Source organism: Rahnella sp. RcJ3 (assembly GCF_009498575.1).
In the GTDB taxonomy this organism is placed as follows: Bacteria; Pseudomonadota; Gammaproteobacteria; order Enterobacterales; family Enterobacteriaceae; genus Rahnella; species Rahnella aceris.
Genome location: NZ_QSNX01000012.1, coordinates 19,915 through 36,543, shown reverse-complemented (window position 1 = coordinate 36,543; position 16,629 = coordinate 19,915). Strand labels below are relative to the sequence as shown.

Here is a 16,629-nt window from a genome sequence, read left to right as displayed (position 1 = left end):
ACCAAGAGACGTCAATGCAGGGAAATAATGCGTCCGCTAAGAAATAACGGACGCAACCGGAAGTGCAGAACGGCTATACCGGCGTGCTGTAGCTGATTTCGCCGATCTGGCAGTTGAGGGTCACCTGATAGGTTTTATCAGTATGATCACCGCGCACTTTTAGCGGGATATTCCATCTGGCGTTATTGCCGCTGATGCTGTCAGTCACCACCCAGGCCACCGGCGTGGAGGTGCCGAGCACTTTTTTATCTGCATCCCAGCGCGGAATACGGTTTTGCAGGAAATCACGTTTAACCAGTGCCGCCACTTCATCTTTTGTGGCCGTGGAACAGGGTGTTACCGTTGCCGTTCTCACTTCAGGCTCATCGGCCTGTGCAACCTGGCTCAGACCGCTCATTCCTGCAACGGCCATCACAACGCCCAAGATTATCTTTTTCATCGTTCGTCTTCCCAGTCTTTGTCGTTCATTCAGTTGACCTTGCCGGACAATATCCCTACATAAGGCAAGGTCATCGCTTGCGTTAGATAATATAATCCTCAACAAGGCAATAACACAACATTAACAATAAGACGACCAATGCAAAGCGATAATAAACCCGGTTAACGCAAGATAATGGCTTTGCAATTCTTGCCTTTAATTTTCCCTTCCTGCAAACGTTGCAGCGCTTTCTTAGCGCTCTTCTGACGAATCGCCACATAAGCGTGAACCGGGAACATATCGATTTTACCGACTTCAGCTGCGGTCAGCCCGGCGTCACCGGTCAGCGCGCCCAGAATATCGCCGGGACGGATTTTGGCTTTACGGCCGCCATCGATGCATAACGTTGCCATTTCAGGATCAAGCGCCACCGGGGCGGCGGCCAGTGCCTGCGCTGCGGGCTGCCAGGTAAACCGCTGGCGGGTGTAATCTTCCAGCGCCGTTACACGCGGCATTTCCTGCGGTGTCACGAGGCTGACGGCCAGGCCACTGGTGCCCGCACGACCGGTACGGCCCACGCGGTGAACGTGAACTTCCGGGTCGAAAGACAGCTCGTAATTAATGACCAGGCCGAGCTGTTTGATGTCCAGCCCGCGTGCCGCAACATCTGTCGCCACCAGTACGCGGCAACTGCCGTTGGAGAAACGCACCAGTACGCGGTCGCGGTCACGCTGCTCGAGGTCGCCGTTCAGCGCCAGCGCACTGATGCCTTTCGCCTTCAGGTCATCACAAACATCCTGACAGTCACGTTTGGTGTTACAGAACACCACACAGGAAGTCGGCTGATACTGATACAGCACCGCGGCCAGCAGCGATAAGCGCTGATGTTTGTCGGCTTCGATGAAAATCTGCCTGATATCAGCAATGTCATCTTCGCCTTCGATTTCTACCTTCAGCGGCTGACGCTGAAATTTAGAACTGATGCGCTCAATGCCGTCCGGATACGTCGCGGAGAACAGCAGCGTCTGGCGATCCTGCGGCGTATAACTGACAACATCTTCGATATCTTCGCTAAAGCCCATATCCAGCATGCGGTCCGCTTCATCCAGCACCAGTACTTTCAGTTCGTCCAGTTTCAGCGTGCCTTTACGCAAATGCTCCTGAATACGGCCCGGCGTACCCACCACAATGTGCGGCGGATGGACCAGCGATTCAAGCTGTGGTCCGATTGCCTGGCCACCGCACAGGGTCAGAATTTTGATGTTTTGGGTAAAACGCGCCAGACGGCGTAATTCTTTGCTGACCTGATCGGCCAGTTCGCGGGTCGGACACAATACCAGCGCCTGAGCGACGAACTGTGAAACGGTAATGCTGTTCAGTAAACCGATACCGAAAGCGGCTGTTTTACCGCTGCCGGTTTTGGCTTTGGCGCGGACGTCCTGACCCAGCAGGATGGCAGGCAACGACGCTTCCTGAATCGGGGTCATTTCGGTGTAACCCAGTTCATTCAGGTTAGAAAGTTGCTCAACGGGTAATGTCAGGGCAGAAAAGGAATGCGTGCTCAAGGGCGATAACTCTTTATGTGAGGCAAAAATCGGGACAGCGGCAGGAAGCCTGACGCCATGGTTTGAGTAAATGATAACAGAGACGCCCGCAGACTGCCTTAAACGGCAGAAAACAGGCTGAAAAAATCCTGCTTTTATTCCCGCTTAAATTTATCAACAGCACTGCGCAATCGTTTTCGTCGACAATAATTTCAGATATACTGCGCGCCGAAATTCCTATTTTCCTTCACACAGATCTGGGTACGAAGCTATGTTAACCATTGGTACTGCACTGCGCACTGGCGCCACCCGCGTCATGTTATTAGGCTCCGGCGAACTGGGCAAAGAAGTGGCGATTGAATGCCAGCGACTGGGTCTGGAAGTGATCGCCGTTGATCGCTATGCCGATGCACCCGCGATGCAGGTCGCCCATCGCAGCCATGTCATTAACATGCTGGATGGCGATGCACTGAAACAGGTTATCGAAAGCGAACACCCTGATTTTATCGTGCCGGAAATCGAAGCGATTGCCACCAGCATGCTGGTCGAGCTGGAAAAACAGGGTCACAACGTCGTGCCTTGTGCTGAAGCGACACGCCTGACCATGAACCGCGAAGGCATCCGTCGTCTGGCTGCCGAAACGCTGAAGCTGCCTACTTCCACTTATCAGTTTGCCGATGATGAAGCGGCTGTCCGTGAGGCGATCGACGCCATCGGCTATCCGTGCATTATCAAACCGGTGATGAGCTCTTCCGGTAAAGGTCAGAGCCTGATCCGCAGTGCCGATCAGTTACAGGCGGCATGGGATTATGCCCAGCAAGGTGGCCGTGCTGGCGGCGGACGTGTCATCGTTGAAGGTCTGGTGAAGTTTGATTTTGAAATCACCCTGCTGACGATCAGCGGCGTTGATGGTATTCATTTCTGTGCGCCAATCGGACACCGTCAGGAAGACGGTGATTACCGCGAATCCTGGCAGCCACAGCAGATGACAGACCTTGCATTGCAGCGCGCCAAAGACATCGCAGAGAAAGTGGTGAAAGCGTTGGGCGGTAAAGGCCTGTTTGGCGTTGAACTGTTTGTTTGTGGTGATGAAGTAATCTTCAGCGAAGTGTCACCTCGCCCGCACGACACCGGGATGGTAACGCTGATTTCTCAGGATTTATCAGAGTTCGCCCTGCATGTGCGCGCATTCCTCGGTCTGCCGGTGGGCAATATCCGCCTGTTCGGCCCTTCCGCTTCTGCCGTAATCCTGCCGGAACTGACCAGCAACAACGTGACGTTTACCGGCCTGGAAAACGCACTGACCGGTTACAACCAGATCCGTCTGTTCGGTAAGCCGGAAATCAGTGGTAAGCGCCGTCTTGGCGTAGCGCTGGCGACGGCGGACAACGTTGAAGACGCCGTGGAACAGGCTAAACAGGCAGCGGCGGCAGTGGTGGTTAAAGGCTAATCCATTCCTGACGCTGAGATGAAAAAAAACCGGACGCCTGAAAAGAGTCCGGTTTTTCTTTGCAGCAAAGGGAAACTGCGGAGCAACGTTTTATTCGTCGTCTTCGTCATCAAAAATGACGGTCACACGGTCGCCTTTATGCGTTTCGCGGATTTCTTCTGCAACGGTCGCAATGGCTTCGCCGCTGCTCATGCCGTTTTCCATTAACTGGCGGATACGATCGGCGGCCTGTTCTTGTTCGTGATGTGATAATGAAGGCATACCTGTCAGCATGGGAGTGTCCTGTTGTACGGGTGATAATAAAAAGCCCGCGCAGTGCGGGGTTGCACAGTATACGCCTTATTCACGCAAATCGCCTGCGCTGCTTTCAGGCAGCCCGATCTGTGTTAGGATCCTGAAAAATAGTCACTGCGCCAGAGAAACTCATACCCGTCATGCCATTCGCCCAACCCGTTGTTTTCCATTCATTACCTTATCAGCCCGATGCAATAACTGAACGGTTCGCGCCGCTTTCTGCTTTGCCGTGGGCGATGTTACTGCATTCAGGTTCGGCACAGCACCAGCATAATCGTTTCGATATTCTGGTGGCCGATCCGCTGATCACGCTGACCACACGTGGCAAGCTAACGCAGATTGAGCACAACGGCATGGCCGAAACCCGGGCAGAAGATCCGTTTGCTTTACTGGAAGAGCAAATGGCAGTGGCCGGTTTACGGGCAGAAAGTTCAGCGGATTTTCCTTTTCTGGGCGGCGCACTGGGTTTGTTCGGTTATGACCTGGGGCGCAGGATAGAAACATTGCCTGAAACTGCAGAACGGGATATTGACCTGCCGGATATGGCGGCAGGGATTTATGACTGGGCGCTGATTGCCGATCACCATTTACAGCGCCTGACGCTGATTTGCCATGGTGACATTTCTGAACGTTTACGCTGGCTGGCCCAGTACCAACCTGTTCCTTCTCCTGCGCCTTTCTGTTTACATGCGCCGTGGCGGGCAAATATGAGCCGCGAAGAATACGGTGAGAAATTCCGTAAGATTCAGGAATATATTCACAGTGGTGATTGCTATCAGATCAATCTGGCGCAGCGGTTTTCGACGGAATACAGCGGCGATGAATGGCAGGCTTTCCTGCGCCTCAATCAGGCTAACCGCGCCCCTTTCTCCGCGTTTCTGCGTCTGCCGGAAAATGCCGTTGTCTGTCTTTCACCCGAGCGTTTCATCTGGCTGAAAGACGCTGAGATCCAGACCCGTCCGATTAAGGGAACGCTGCCGCGCTGCGAAGATCCGACTGAGGATATGCAGCAGGCAGAACGACTGGCGGCATCGGAAAAGGATCGCGCCGAAAACCTGATGATTGTCGATTTGCTGCGTAACGATATCGGCCGCGTGGCGACACCCGGCAGTGTGCGGGTGCCGGAGCTGTTCGTTGTGGAGCCCTTCCCCGCCGTCCATCATCTGGTCAGCACGATCACCGCCCGGTTACCCGAAACCTGTCACGCCAGCGCCTTACTGCGTGCCTGTTTCCCCGGCGGCTCCATTACCGGTGCGCCCAAAGTGCGTGCCATGGAAATTATCGAAGAACTTGAACCGCACCGGCGCAACGGCTATTGCGGCAGCATTGCATATCTGAGTTGCTGCGGCACGATGGACAGCAATATCACCATCCGCACATTGCTCACCGCACAGGGCAAAATTTACTGCTGGGCGGGTGGCGGGATCGTCGCTGACAGTCAGGAACAGGCGGAATATCAGGAAACTTTTGATAAGATTGCCCGTATTCTGCCTGAATTAGGAGAAATACAGCCGTGACGCTGCTGGAACAACACGCGCCCTTACAGACGTTTTCACCTGCTGTGGAAGATTTCATCCTGCGTTTTCAATTGCAGCAGCCGCGCCTGCCTGCTGCGGCGTTGCGCGGAACCCGCCACGCCGCTGTGTTGATCCCGATTATTTGTCGTCCGGAACCGACCCTTTTACTGACGCGCCGCTCCGATCAGTTGCGTAAACACGCCGGCCAGGTCGCCTTTCCCGGTGGTGCAGCAGATGCTTCCGATGCCTCGATTATTGCCACCGCATTACGCGAAGCGCATGAAGAGGTCGCGATCCCCCCTGAACAGGTTCATATATTAGGCACACTGTCGCCGCAGGACAGCAGCAGCGGTTTTCAGGTCACGCCGGTTATCGGGCTGCTGCCTGTTGATGTACCACTGCATCCCGCGGAAGATGAAGTCGCCGAGTTGTTTGAAATGCCGCTGCGGGAAGCCTTTGATCTCGCACGTTATCACCCCCTGGATATTCACCGCAGAGGCACTCATCACCGGGTTTATCTGTCCTGGTATCAGCAACAATTTGTCTGGGGGCTGACGGCGGGAATCATCCGTCAGTTGGCCCGGCAGGTTGAAGTCTGAGCTCAGTGATTACATTACGATCACACTTTTGCATCAAATAAGTTTATTTCATGCGAAAAATGAAACTTTTGCCTCTCAGCCCTTTTAAACTATAAGTCTATCCATAAGAACAAGAGACCCGTCCATAAGGGCTGTCTCTGGTGTTGGTTCATTTATGGAAGCCAGGGATCCCGTTCCCTGCCGCAATCTATTACAGGAGTATTCGACGTGATTAGCGTTTTCGACATGTTCAAGGTCGGGATTGGCCCTTCCAGTTCCCATACTTTGGGCCCGATGAAAGCAGGCAAACAGTTCGCTGATGACCTGCTGGAAAAGGGCATGATGCCTGCCGTTACGCGTGTCGCCGTGGACGTTTTTGGTTCTTTGTCTCTGACAGGTAAAGGCCACCACACAGATATCGCCATTATTTTAGGTCTGGCGGGCAATCAGCCAGATACCGTCGACATCGACGGCATTCCACATTTTATCCGCGACGTTGAGCAACGTGAGCGTCTGCCGCTGGGCGGAACCCAGCATGAAGTCGATTTCCCACGTGATACCGGTATGGTGTTCCGCGGGGAGAATTTACCGCGTCACGAAAACGCCATGCAAATTCACGCTTTTGCTGGCGACAAGATGATTTACAGCAAAACCTATTACTCGGTCGGCGGCGGCTTTATCGTTGATGACGAGCATTTCGGTCAGCCTGTGCTGGATGAAGTGGCGGTGCCGTACAGCTTTAATTCGGCCAGTGAAATGCTGGCAAAATGTAAGGAAACCGGGCTGTCATTATCCGGCCTGGTGATGAAAAACGAGCTGGCGCAGCACAGTAAGCAGGACATCGAGCAGTATTTCGAGAAAATCTGGCACACCATGCAGGCCTGTATCGATCGCGGCCTGAATACCGAAGGCGTTCTGCCTGGCCCGTTGCGGGTGCCGCGTCGTGCTTCTGCCCTGCGCCGGATGCTGGTGTCAAACGACAAACTTTCCAGTGACCCGATGAACGTGATCGACTGGGTGAATATGTTTGCCCTCGCGGTTAACGAAGAAAATGCGGCGGGCGGACGTGTCGTGACGGCGCCCACCAACGGCGCATGCGGCATTGTGCCTGCGGTGCTGGCGTATTATGACCAGTTCATTCAGTCGGTCAGCCCGGACATTTATCTGCGTTATTTCCTGAGTTCCGGTGCTATCGGTATTCTGTATAAAATGAATGCGTCGATTTCAGGCGCTGAAGTGGGCTGTCAGGGTGAAGTTGGCGTAGCCTGTTCAATGGCGGCGGCAGGCTTGACGGAATTGCTTGGCGGCAGCCCGGAACAGGTGTGCGTTGCGGCCGAAATTGGCATGGAACACAATCTGGGATTAACCTGTGACCCTGTTGCCGGACAGGTTCAGGTACCATGCATCGAACGTAATGCCATCGCGTCAGTGAAAGCCATTAATGCCGCCCGTATGGCATTACGCCGCACCAGTGAGCCGAGAGTTTCATTGGATAAAGTCATTGAGACAATGTACGAAACCGGTAAAGATATGAATTCCAAATATCGGGAAACCTCGCGTGGCGGTCTGGCGATTAAGGTTCAGTGCGACTGATCCGGTCGAAAAGATGACCTCTTCCTGCGGTATTTTCAGGTTGTATTAATTTCAACCAATTTACCGCAGGAAATACCACCTGGCCGGTAGCCGGCAGCAATAAAACCTTCGCTAACAACAACCTGTTGTATTATCAATACATAATGGTAGTGAGACTTGCATTATACCCTGCAGGTGCGGCATGCTGATTTCCGCCTGATTTCCCCTGTCCGGGTCCCCCTTATTACGTCTGCGTAAATGTCGGAAATGGACAGGAAAAACCTCAGTGACACTGTCACCTGTATGTTTTTTTTCGATTTGAACAGAGAAATATAGGGAGTTTACCGCTACTCAAACTGAGCGCCCGACGATTTACAGCTACTCTCTATAAAAACGAAATGGCTGTTACGCATCGGTAACCCTTTAAAATAATAATTTTGAGCCTGCCTTTAACTCGGGATAAAAGGATTAGAACGATGCTGTTCTCCCAGACCGGACTCGCGAAGTATCGCTACTATCGCATTGCCCTCGCCAGTGCAATGGGGATATGTACGCTGCTTCTGACGCTGGGCATTCGTATCTACGAACAAGCCCAGGTTATCGCCGAAGATCAAAAACGTGTGGCTGTTCACACCGTTGAAAAACTGGAAAAATTGCTTGAACCCGCTTCTCCGGCCGGCAAAATTATTCCTTTCGACCAGACACTCGCCTGTAAGGCACAGCAACCTCTGTTGCAACAAACCGTCGCCCGCATGCAAACATTACGTTCAATCAGTCTCGTCAGCAACGGCACCATTGTTTGTTCAAGCCTGGTAGGCACGCTGGATCTGAATTTCAATCAAACCTTGCCTTCCTTCGCACAGGGTAAAACCCAACTTGAGTTGCGCGCCTCGAAATGGAGCCGTGTCAATACACCGACGCTGGTTTTATGGCATCCGACCACACCGGATAATCTTAACGGTGAACTGTTTGTCTATAACATCGGGATCTTGTCGAATTTCCTGCTCGAACCCCAGCCGCCTTATGCCAGCCACATCGTTCTCAACGTCGGACAACAAAATCTCGAATACGGCAAAAATTCAATCATCAACACCAGTGCCCTGCCGCGCGCCCCTTTGCTGAGCGCCCGATCGGAAAAATATGATTTTGCGGTCTCTATTTATGGTGAAGAAGCCAGCACACTGGCCTGGGAGGAGCTGTTTTCACATCTGCCGCTGTCGGTTCTGATCAGCCTGCTGACAGCAACAGCCATATATCTGTTCTCTGGCAGTCGCATCAGTCTGGCTTATCCGATCAGCCACGGCATTTCCCACCGCGAGTTTAAAGTTTATTGTCAGCCCATTATTAACAGTACGGATGGCCGTTGTATTGGCGTGGAAACACTGATGCGCTGGAAAAACCGCCGGCAGGAATGGGTTTCGCCCGATGTGTTTATTCCTCTGGCTGAACAGCACGGCTTAATCATTGCGCTGACACGCTATCTCATTCAGACAGTCGCTGAAAATCTGTCCGTATTTCCGGCAACGCCGGGTTTTTACGTCAGTATTAATGTTGCAGCACAACACTTTAATAATATGGAAATTGTTGATGACATCCGAAAGCTGTGGCTTCCGGCGCAGCCGTCAGTTTCTCTCATGCTGGAGCTGACGGAACGGACGCGGTTACAGGAGTTACGTGCTGCTGAGATTTCACAGTTGAAAGAAATGGGTATTCTGCTGGCCATTGATGATTTCGGGACGGGTCACAGTTCCCTGAGCTATCTCAAAACCCTTAATCCCGATGTGCTGAAAATCGATCAGGCGTTTACGGCCTCAATTGGCACCGATGCGATTAACGCCACCGTCACGGATACCATCATCACACTGGCGCAGCGTCTCAATCTAAAGCTGATTGCTGAAGGGGTGGAAACCCGTGAGCAGGTAGATTATCTGCGCGAACGCAGGGTCGATTCATTGCAGGGCTACTACTTTGCCCGCCCGATGCCTATAGAAGTATTCCCAATCTGGCTGGAACGTTATAAAAAAACTACGCAGAACATGGAATTGCAGGATAATACAGATCCGGTCTGAAGGTGAGAACCCGTTTTCCCCGACCATAAAAAACGGCGACCTGAGTCGCCGTTTTACATCCCGAAATAAAGCCCCGTTACTGGTCTTCATCCCATTTGTCTTCTGATTTCAGCCGCGTAATACGCACGCGTTCGATACGGTATTCCGACACGTCAAGAATTTCAAAGTGCAGCGACGCCATTTCGATCACTTCACCCACGACCGGCATTTGTCCTGATTTCGACAGCAGCAGCCCGGCAAGAGAAGCAAAATCGTCGTCAGCATTCACCAGCGTTTTGACGTCCAGAATTTGCTGCAACAGATGCAAATCGGTTCCGCCTTTAGCAATCCAGCTATCACCGTCAGTCACGACGTCCGGCGTTTCATCTTCGTCCGGGAATTCACCTGCGATGGCCTCCAGCACATCCAGCGGCGTCACCAGCCCCTGAATCACACCAAACTCATTGCTGACCATCACCAGACGACCTTTGGCTTTACGCAGAACGGCCAACAAGTTGATGACGTCCATGGTTTCCGGCACCACAATCGGCGGCGTTTTTTCCGCGAACGCGACAATGCTTTCACCGTTTTCCAGCGCCACCAGCAGATCTTTGGCACGCACCACACCGATAACATCATCCAGTGAATAACGGCAAATCGGGAACAGGCTGTGCGGCGTATCGAGAAGCTGACTGCGGATTTCATCCGGTGACTTTTCACAGTCTACCCAGGAAATCTCGGTGCGTGGCGTCATGATGCTGCGCAGGGAGCGTGACGCCAGCGTCAGCACGCCGGTGATCATGTGACGTTCTTCTTCCGCAAAGGTTTCACCGGCTGGCAATACATCGCCAGCGGGCTCATCTTCATGCTCATTCTGGCGTTTCCCGCCCATCAGTCGCTGAATAGCCTCCGCTGTACGTTCACGCATCGGACGGCTGGACTGGCTTTTCAGGAAGTTGCGGCGCGCAATCTGATTGAACAATTCAATCAGGATAGAGAAACCAATCGCGGCGTACAGGTAACCTTTCGGAATGTGGAACCCGAAGCCTTCAGCAATCAGACTCAGACCAATCATTAGCAGGAAGCTGAGGCATAGCACCACGACGGTTGGATGATTGTTTACGAAACGGGTCAGCGATTTCGATGCCAGCAGCATCACGCCCATGGCAATAATCACTGCAGTCATCATGACGGCCAGGTTATTCACCATACCGACGGCGGTTATCACCGCATCCAGCGAGAAGACCGCGTCCAGCACAACAATCTGCGCCACCACAGCCCAGAAGCTGGCATAGCCGCGATTCGTTGTTCCATGCTCGTCATGCCCTTCCAGCCGCTCATGCAGCTCTGTGGTGGCTTTGAATAGCAGGAATATCCCCCCGACTAACAAAATCAGATCACGGCCGGAGAAACTGAACTGCGCAATACTGAACAGCGGCGTGGTCAGTTTCACCATCCACGAAATCAGTGACAGCAAACCTAAACGCATGATCAGCGCCAGCGAGAGGCCGATGATACGGGCTTTATCACGCTGCTTCGGTGGCAGTTTATCGGCAAGAATGGCAATAAAAACAAGGTTGTCGATACCCAGAACAATTTCAAGCACGACAAGCGTCAGCAAACCGACCCAAATTGAAGGGTCCATCAAAAATTCCATGTCAGACTCCGCAATGAGTTAAAGAAAAAAGACGCACAAAAACACCACACCCCAGGCTGTCAGATGACCGTCCGGAAGTATTGGCTGCAGAAATAGCAGATGAAAGCGGTTTCAGTGCGGCTGAAATCAGGCCCATCGGGGCAGATTTGCCGGTAAGAATGAGGTGAAAAAGCGAAGAATAGTGACGTCGGTGACAGTCCATAGGGAGGGCTGAGGCCCGGTACTCCTGTTCAATTATTCGGAAAATCACTTTATCAGGAATGATTATTTGAAGAAAGAGTGATCTTTTACCTTCAGCATCAGTTTGTAACATCTATGCTGTTTTAATGTGCGATGTGAAACCGTATTCACAATACGTCGTTCAATAACGGACAGTCGTCACAAAAATTATTTTTTCGCACACTAAAATAAATCACGTCGCACAACCCGTTGAGGTTCTGCCATTTATAGTTTTGCAGTCTTATCAGAAATTAAGGACAGTCAGGACGCACGGAATGCCCCGTCCGCCTCAGGAATAAAAACGGGCGGATATCATCAGCACCATTACTTATGTGCATAACTCTTTCCCAGAGTTAACAGAGGAGGTAGCGAGTGAGTATTGCTATTATCATCGGCACGCACGGGTCAGCAGCTGAGCAATTGCTGAAAACAGCGGAAATGATTTTAGGTGAACAGGATAATGTCGCCTTTATTGATTTCGTTCCCGGCGAAAACGCCGAAACCCTGATCGAAAAGTACACGGCTAAGTTGGGTGGTTTAGACACCAGCAGCGGCGTCCTTTTCCTGGTCGACACCTGGGGTGGCAGCCCGTTCAATGCCGCCAGCCGTATTGTTGTCGATAAGGAAAATTACGAAGTTGTCACCGGTGTTAACATCCCGATGCTGGCAGAGACTTTCATGGCACGTGATGACAATCCTGCTTTCGCAGAACTGGTTGCCATTGCAGTGGAGACGGGTCGTATCGGCGTAAAAGCGCTGAAAACCCCTGAACCTGCCGCTCAAGCCCCTGCCGCCGCCCCTGCGCCAAAAGCAGCCGCCCCGGCGAAACCTGCCGGTCCGAACGACCATATGAAGATCGGCCTTGCCCGAATCGATGACCGTTTGATCCATGGCCAGGTCGCGACCCGCTGGACCAAAGAAACCAACGTGACACGCATTATTGTTGTCAGCGACGAAGTGGCTGCCGATACCGTGCGTAAAACGTTGCTGACTCAGGTTGCTCCTCCTGGTGTTACCGCACACGTTGTTGACGTTGCGAAAGCCATTCGTGTCTGGGATAACCCAAAATACGCGGGCGATCGCGTCATGTTCCTGTTCACTAACCCGACAGATGTTCTGCGTCTGGTTGAGGGTGGCGTGAAAATCACCTCCGTAAACATTGGTGGTATGGCTTTCCGCCAGGGTAAAACTCAGGTGAATAACGCCGTGTCTGTCGATGAAAAAGATATCGAAGCATTCAGGAAACTGAATGAAAAAGGTATCGAACTTGAAGTGCGTAAAGTCTCTACTGACTCACGCCTCAAGATGATGGATCTCATTAATAAAATGAATTAATAAGCGCGCCGTTGTTGGCAGATTCCCTCAACGTTATCTGTCTGGTGTGCCTGTTTATACTCAGCGTCCTTTGGTCATAGGAGAAGTGCAATGGAGATCACCACACTACAAATTGTGCTGATATTTATTGTCGCATGTATTGCCGGGATGGGTTCGATCCTGGATGAATTTCAGTTTCACCGTCCGTTAGTCGCCTGTACTTTGATCGGTTTTGTTCTTGGTGATGTAAAAACCGGGATCATCATCGGGGGTACTCTGGAAATGATCGCGCTTGGCTGGATGAACATCGGTGCTGCTGTTGCGCCAGATGCTGCCCTCGCCTCTATCATTTCTACCATTCTGGTTATCGCAGGCGGTCAGTCTGTCGGTGCCGGTATCGCACTGGCGATCCCGCTGGCAGCAGCAGGTCAGGTATTAACCATCATCGTTCGTACCATCACCGTCGCCTTCCAGCACGCAGCGGATAAAGCGGCTGAAAAAGGGAATCTGAGCGCGATTAGCTGGATCCACGTTTCAGCGTTGATCCTGCAGGCAATGCGTATTGCCATCCCTGCTGTGATTGTTGCTGTGTCTGTGGGTACTGCTATTGTTCATGACTTACTGGCTTCAATCCCTGAAGTGGTTACCAACGGTCTGAACATCGCTGGTGGTATGATCGTCGTCGTGGGTTACGCCATGGTCATCAACATGATGCGTGCTGGCTACCTGATGCCGTTCTTCTACCTCGGTTTCGTTACTGCTGCATTCACCAACTTCAACCTGGTTGCACTGGGTGTGATTGGTGTGGTGATGGCTGTTCTTTACATCCAGTTGAGCCCGAAATACAACAAGTCTGCGCAAGCGGCGGCTGCACCGGGTGTTAACGATCTCGACAACGAATTGGATTAAGGGTGAAGGACATGGTTGATCAAACTGCAGTTAAAAAACTCACGGCCAGCGATATTCGCGGTGTGTTTATACGCTCCAACCTTTTCCAGGGGTCATGGAACTTCGAACGTATGCAGGCTCTGGGCTTCTGCTTCTGTATGGTGCCTGCAATCCGTCGTCTCTACCCTGAAAATAACGACGATCGCAAAGCGGCTATCAAACGCCACCTGGAATTCTTTAATACCCATCCTTACGTTGCGGCTCCGGTTCTGGGTGTGACGCTGGCGATGGAAGAACAGCGTGCCAATGGCGCACCTATCGACGACGCGGCCATCAACGGCCTGAAAGTCGGTCTGATGGGGCCTCTGGCCGGTGTGGGTGACCCGATCTTCTGGGGTACTGTGCGTCCGGTGTTTGCTGCATTGGGTGCGGGTATTGCGATGACCGGCAGCTTGCTGGGTCCGTTGCTGTTCTTTGTTCTGTTTAACCTCGTACGCCTGCTGACCCGCTACTACGGCGTGTCTTATGGCTACAAAAAAGGTGTCGATATCGTTAACGATATGGGCGGCGGCTTCCTGCAAAAACTGACCGAGGGGGCGTCAATTCTCGGCCTCTTTGTTATGGGGGCCCTGGTTAACAAGTGGACACACGTTAACATTCCGCTAGTCGTGTCGAAAATCACCGACCAGACGGGTCATACCACCGTCACCACTGTCCAGACTATTCTGGACCAGCTGATGCCGGGTCTGGTGCCATTACTGCTGACCTTCGGTTGTATGTGGCTGTTGCGGAAGAAAGTGAATGCGTTGTGGATCATCGTTGGCTTCTTCGCCATCGGTATCTTCGGTTACTGGATTGGCCTGCTAGGTCTCTGATAACCTTCAAAGCCGGGGAAATCTTTCCCCGGCTTTTTTGTTTCTGCTATTGATCTCTTTGTCATTTTTACTTTGCTTTGCCTGATGGCTGTTAGCTGGAGTTTTCATGTCTGTAACCGATATCGTCCTCGCCCTTTTCACTCTCCTGTTGCTTGCCTACGCCATCTATGACGAATTCATCATGGGTACACGCAAGGGTAAAACTCGCCTGCGGGTCAACCTGCGCCGCCGTAACAGACTCGATTCGATTATCTTTATCGGTCTTCTGGCTATTCTTCTTTATAATAATATCCATGCGAATGGCACCGTTATTACCAATTATTTACTGATCGGCCTGGGGCTGATTGCTTTTTATCTCTCTTTTATTCGCTGGCCAAAAATGCTCTTCAAAGAGGAGGGTTTTTATTTCGCCAACACTTTCATCACCTACGATCGGATCCGCAGTATGAATCTTTCTGAAGACGGTATTCTGGTATTTGAATTAGAACAGAAAAAGTTATTAATTCGCGTAAACGAACTGGATGATCTTGAAAGAATATATAAAATTATGGTTAATAATCAATAATTTGAATTTATACCATGAGTTATCAGTTATAGCATGGTGCATATTCCCCAGAATTTAACTTAACCTTACAAATAACAATGTTGATAAATACTTTGTCAACAATATTGTTACTCCCCAATATACGGCATTATTTAAAACCCCATTTTATTTGGTGTTGTCCCGAATAAAAATAGTGTGGTAAGGTTGCGCCGTCATTTGGGGGCTATTCTCGTGAACTTATCCGCTACGCTTATTCTTGCATTTGGCATGTCCATGGACGCCTTCGCCGCATCAATTGGCAAAGGCGCCAGCCTTCATCGTCCTTGCTTTCGCGAGGCCTTCCGCACGGGTTTTATTTTCGGCGTCATAGAAGCCATAACGCCACTGATTGGCTGGTATATGGGCTTATTTGCCAGCCAGTACATCATGCAGTGGAGCCAGTGGGTCGCGTTTACCCTGCTGTTTATTCTGGGCGCGCGCATGATCATCGAAGGGCTAAAAAATAAGCCGGAAGATAACCTGACAACGGCAACCCGTCACGGGTTCTGGATCCTGGCTGCAACGGCTATCGGCACCAGCCTTGATGCTCTGGCGATCGGCGTCGGTTTAGCTTTTCTTGAAGTGAACATCATCCTTACCGCGCTGCTCATCGGTATGGCGACCATGGTGATGTCAACGCTCGGGATAATGGTCGGGCGTTTTATCGGCCCGCTGTTAGGCAAATGGGCCGAAGTTTTAGGAGGTGCGGTTCTGATCGGAATTGGGTCGAGCATCCTGCTGGAGCATCTGGGTTATTTACGCTGACGCACGCTGATGTATCCTGATGAGGAAGTCTGTCTCGCATTCAAAGGCTGTCTGAGCCTTTAAGTTGGCCATCACTTCTTCTGTCGCCCGCCATGCAAATGGCGTCATCTGCAATAAATCAAACGCCTGCTCTCCGGAAAGCATCATGTCATAGGCGAGCGCTTCCGTACTTATCCGGTCAAAACCTTCCAGCTGCTCATCGAGATCAGCATGCAGTTGTACATCCTGGTATATCAACCCTTTCAGCTGATATAAATGACGTGGTCCCGGTGCCACCGTAACCACCAGGCCGCCCGGTTTTATCGCCCGGTACAATTCCTGCGCCTTACAGGGTGCATAAATACGAATGACCGCATCCAGTGAACCCTCAGCAAAAGGTAAGCGATGGCTGGAAGCCACACAAAATGACACATCGTGATAACGTTTGGATGCATAACGGATGGCCACTTTCGCGACATCCAGCCCAAACACTTTCAGCGCACGTTTTTGTGTGAGCCTCTCAGCGAATGCGGCGGTGTAGTACCCTTCCCCGCAGCCAATATCCAGCAATGTGTCCGCCGTTTGCGCGATGACGTCGTCCAGAATATCTGTCAGACGGTCACGCAAAGGCTGGTAATGGCCTGCATCAAGAAAAGCACGACGCGATATCATCATTTCCGGGCTGTCACCCGGCTGCTTTGAGCGTTTGTGCTGTACGGGCATCAGATTGACATACCCCTCTTTCGCGTTATCAAACTGATGGTTGGCGGGACAACACCATTGCTGACCGGCCAGCGTAAGCGGCTGGAAACAAAGCGGGCACTGATAAGTCATGCGGAAAACCTGCAAGAAAAGTCTGAGGGGGCGAAAATTCGCAATAGTGTTAAGTCTAAAGAAGGTGCTCAGGGGTTGCAACTGCTGGAAAATC

General features: G+C 51.8%; 15 protein-coding genes. 10 read left to right on the top strand and 5 right to left on the bottom strand.

Going from position 1 to position 16,629, the window contains the following annotated elements; genetic code table 11:
* Positions 1 to 73 precede the first annotated feature (73 nt).
* Together yebF and dbpA are read right to left on the bottom strand one after the other, a co-directional pair.
* Positions 74 to 439, bottom strand: coding sequence for a protein YebF (yebF, locus tag DXU84_RS16380; RefSeq protein WP_013576181.1), 366 nt, complete (start codon positions 437 to 439; stop codon positions 74 to 76).
* A 161-nt stretch (positions 440 to 600) separates the two neighbouring features.
* Positions 601 to 1,983, bottom strand: a complete 1,383-nt coding sequence (dbpA, locus tag DXU84_RS16375) for an ATP-dependent RNA helicase DbpA (RefSeq protein WP_013576182.1) — start codon at positions 1,981 to 1,983, stop codon at positions 601 to 603.
* 250 nt (positions 1,984 to 2,233) lie between these two features.
* Between dbpA and purT the strand changes: the two genes are divergently transcribed.
* Positions 2,234 to 3,412 carry a formate-dependent phosphoribosylglycinamide formyltransferase gene (gene purT / locus DXU84_RS16370; protein WP_119261803.1) on the top strand — a complete coding sequence of 393 codons (1,179 nt, stop codon included), beginning with the start codon at positions 2,234 to 2,236 and terminating at the stop codon, positions 3,410 to 3,412.
* A gap of 90 nt (positions 3,413 to 3,502) precedes the next feature.
* Here purT and DXU84_RS16365 read toward each other — a convergent pair whose 3' ends face one another.
* Complete coding sequence (locus tag DXU84_RS16365; RefSeq protein ID WP_013576184.1) at positions 3,503 to 3,685, bottom strand: YoaH family protein; 183 nt, start codon at positions 3,683 to 3,685, stop codon at positions 3,503 to 3,505.
* 161 nt (positions 3,686 to 3,846) lie between these two features.
* Here DXU84_RS16365 and pabB point away from each other — a divergent pair, with 161 nt between their 5' ends.
* From pabB to DXU84_RS16345, 4 genes are all read left to right on the top strand, one after another.
* Positions 3,847 to 5,223, top strand: a complete 1,377-nt coding sequence (gene pabB / locus DXU84_RS16360; protein WP_153376234.1) for an aminodeoxychorismate synthase component 1 — start codon at positions 3,847 to 3,849, stop codon at positions 5,221 to 5,223.
* Positions 5,220 to 5,822 carry a CoA pyrophosphatase gene (locus DXU84_RS16355; RefSeq protein WP_013576186.1) on the top strand — a complete coding sequence of 201 codons (603 nt, stop codon included), beginning with the start codon at positions 5,220 to 5,222 and terminating at the stop codon, positions 5,820 to 5,822. Before pabB ends, DXU84_RS16355 begins: the two co-directional genes overlap by 4 nt.
* Positions 5,823 to 6,029: 207 nt before the next feature.
* Positions 6,030 to 7,394 (top strand): L-serine ammonia-lyase, encoded by a 1,365-nt coding sequence (locus DXU84_RS16350; protein WP_013576187.1) that lies wholly within the window; start codon positions 6,030 to 6,032, stop codon positions 7,392 to 7,394.
* A 455-nt stretch (positions 7,395 to 7,849) separates the two neighbouring features.
* Positions 7,850 to 9,442 (top strand): EAL domain-containing protein, encoded by a 1,593-nt coding sequence (locus tag DXU84_RS16345; RefSeq protein ID WP_013576188.1) that lies wholly within the window; start codon positions 7,850 to 7,852, stop codon positions 9,440 to 9,442.
* Between the two features lie 76 nt (positions 9,443 to 9,518).
* Here DXU84_RS16345 and DXU84_RS16340 read toward each other — a convergent pair whose 3' ends face one another.
* Complete coding sequence (locus DXU84_RS16340; RefSeq protein WP_013576189.1) at positions 9,519 to 11,078, bottom strand: TerC family protein; 1,560 nt, start codon at positions 11,076 to 11,078, stop codon at positions 9,519 to 9,521.
* A 591-nt stretch (positions 11,079 to 11,669) separates the two neighbouring features.
* On the opposite strand from DXU84_RS16340, the gene manX reads away from it, so the two are divergent.
* The 5 genes from manX to mntP all read left to right on the top strand — a co-directional run bounded on the left by manX (position 11,670) and on the right by mntP (position 15,722).
* Positions 11,670 to 12,632: a PTS mannose transporter subunit IIAB gene (gene manX, locus DXU84_RS16335; RefSeq protein ID WP_112152149.1), complete on the top strand. Its 963-nt coding sequence runs from the start codon at positions 11,670 to 11,672 to the stop codon at positions 12,630 to 12,632.
* A gap of 90 nt (positions 12,633 to 12,722) precedes the next feature.
* Positions 12,723 to 13,520: a PTS mannose/fructose/sorbose transporter subunit IIC gene (locus DXU84_RS16330; protein ID WP_013576191.1), complete on the top strand. Its 798-nt coding sequence runs from the start codon at positions 12,723 to 12,725 to the stop codon at positions 13,518 to 13,520.
* An 11-nt stretch (positions 13,521 to 13,531) separates the two neighbouring features.
* On the top strand, positions 13,532 to 14,374 hold the full coding sequence (locus tag DXU84_RS16325) for a PTS mannose transporter subunit IID (RefSeq protein ID WP_013576192.1): 843 nt from the start codon (positions 13,532 to 13,534) through the stop codon (positions 14,372 to 14,374).
* Positions 14,375 to 14,480: 106 nt separating this feature from the next.
* Positions 14,481 to 14,939, top strand: coding sequence for a DUF986 family protein (locus DXU84_RS16320; protein WP_013576193.1), 459 nt, complete (start codon positions 14,481 to 14,483; stop codon positions 14,937 to 14,939).
* Positions 14,940 to 15,149: 210 nt separating this feature from the next.
* The gene (mntP, locus tag DXU84_RS16315; protein ID WP_015690183.1) at positions 15,150 to 15,722 is read left to right on the top strand and encodes a manganese efflux pump MntP; all 573 of its coding nucleotides are present in this window, start codon (positions 15,150 to 15,152) and stop codon (positions 15,720 to 15,722) included.
* Here the strand turns inward: mntP and rlmA are convergent.
* Positions 15,714 to 16,535 carry a 23S rRNA (guanine(745)-N(1))-methyltransferase gene (rlmA, locus tag DXU84_RS16310; protein WP_153376231.1) on the bottom strand — a complete coding sequence of 274 codons (822 nt, stop codon included), beginning with the start codon at positions 16,533 to 16,535 and terminating at the stop codon, positions 15,714 to 15,716. The genes mntP and rlmA overlap by 9 nt on opposite strands.
* Positions 16,536 to 16,629: the final 94 nt, after the last annotated feature.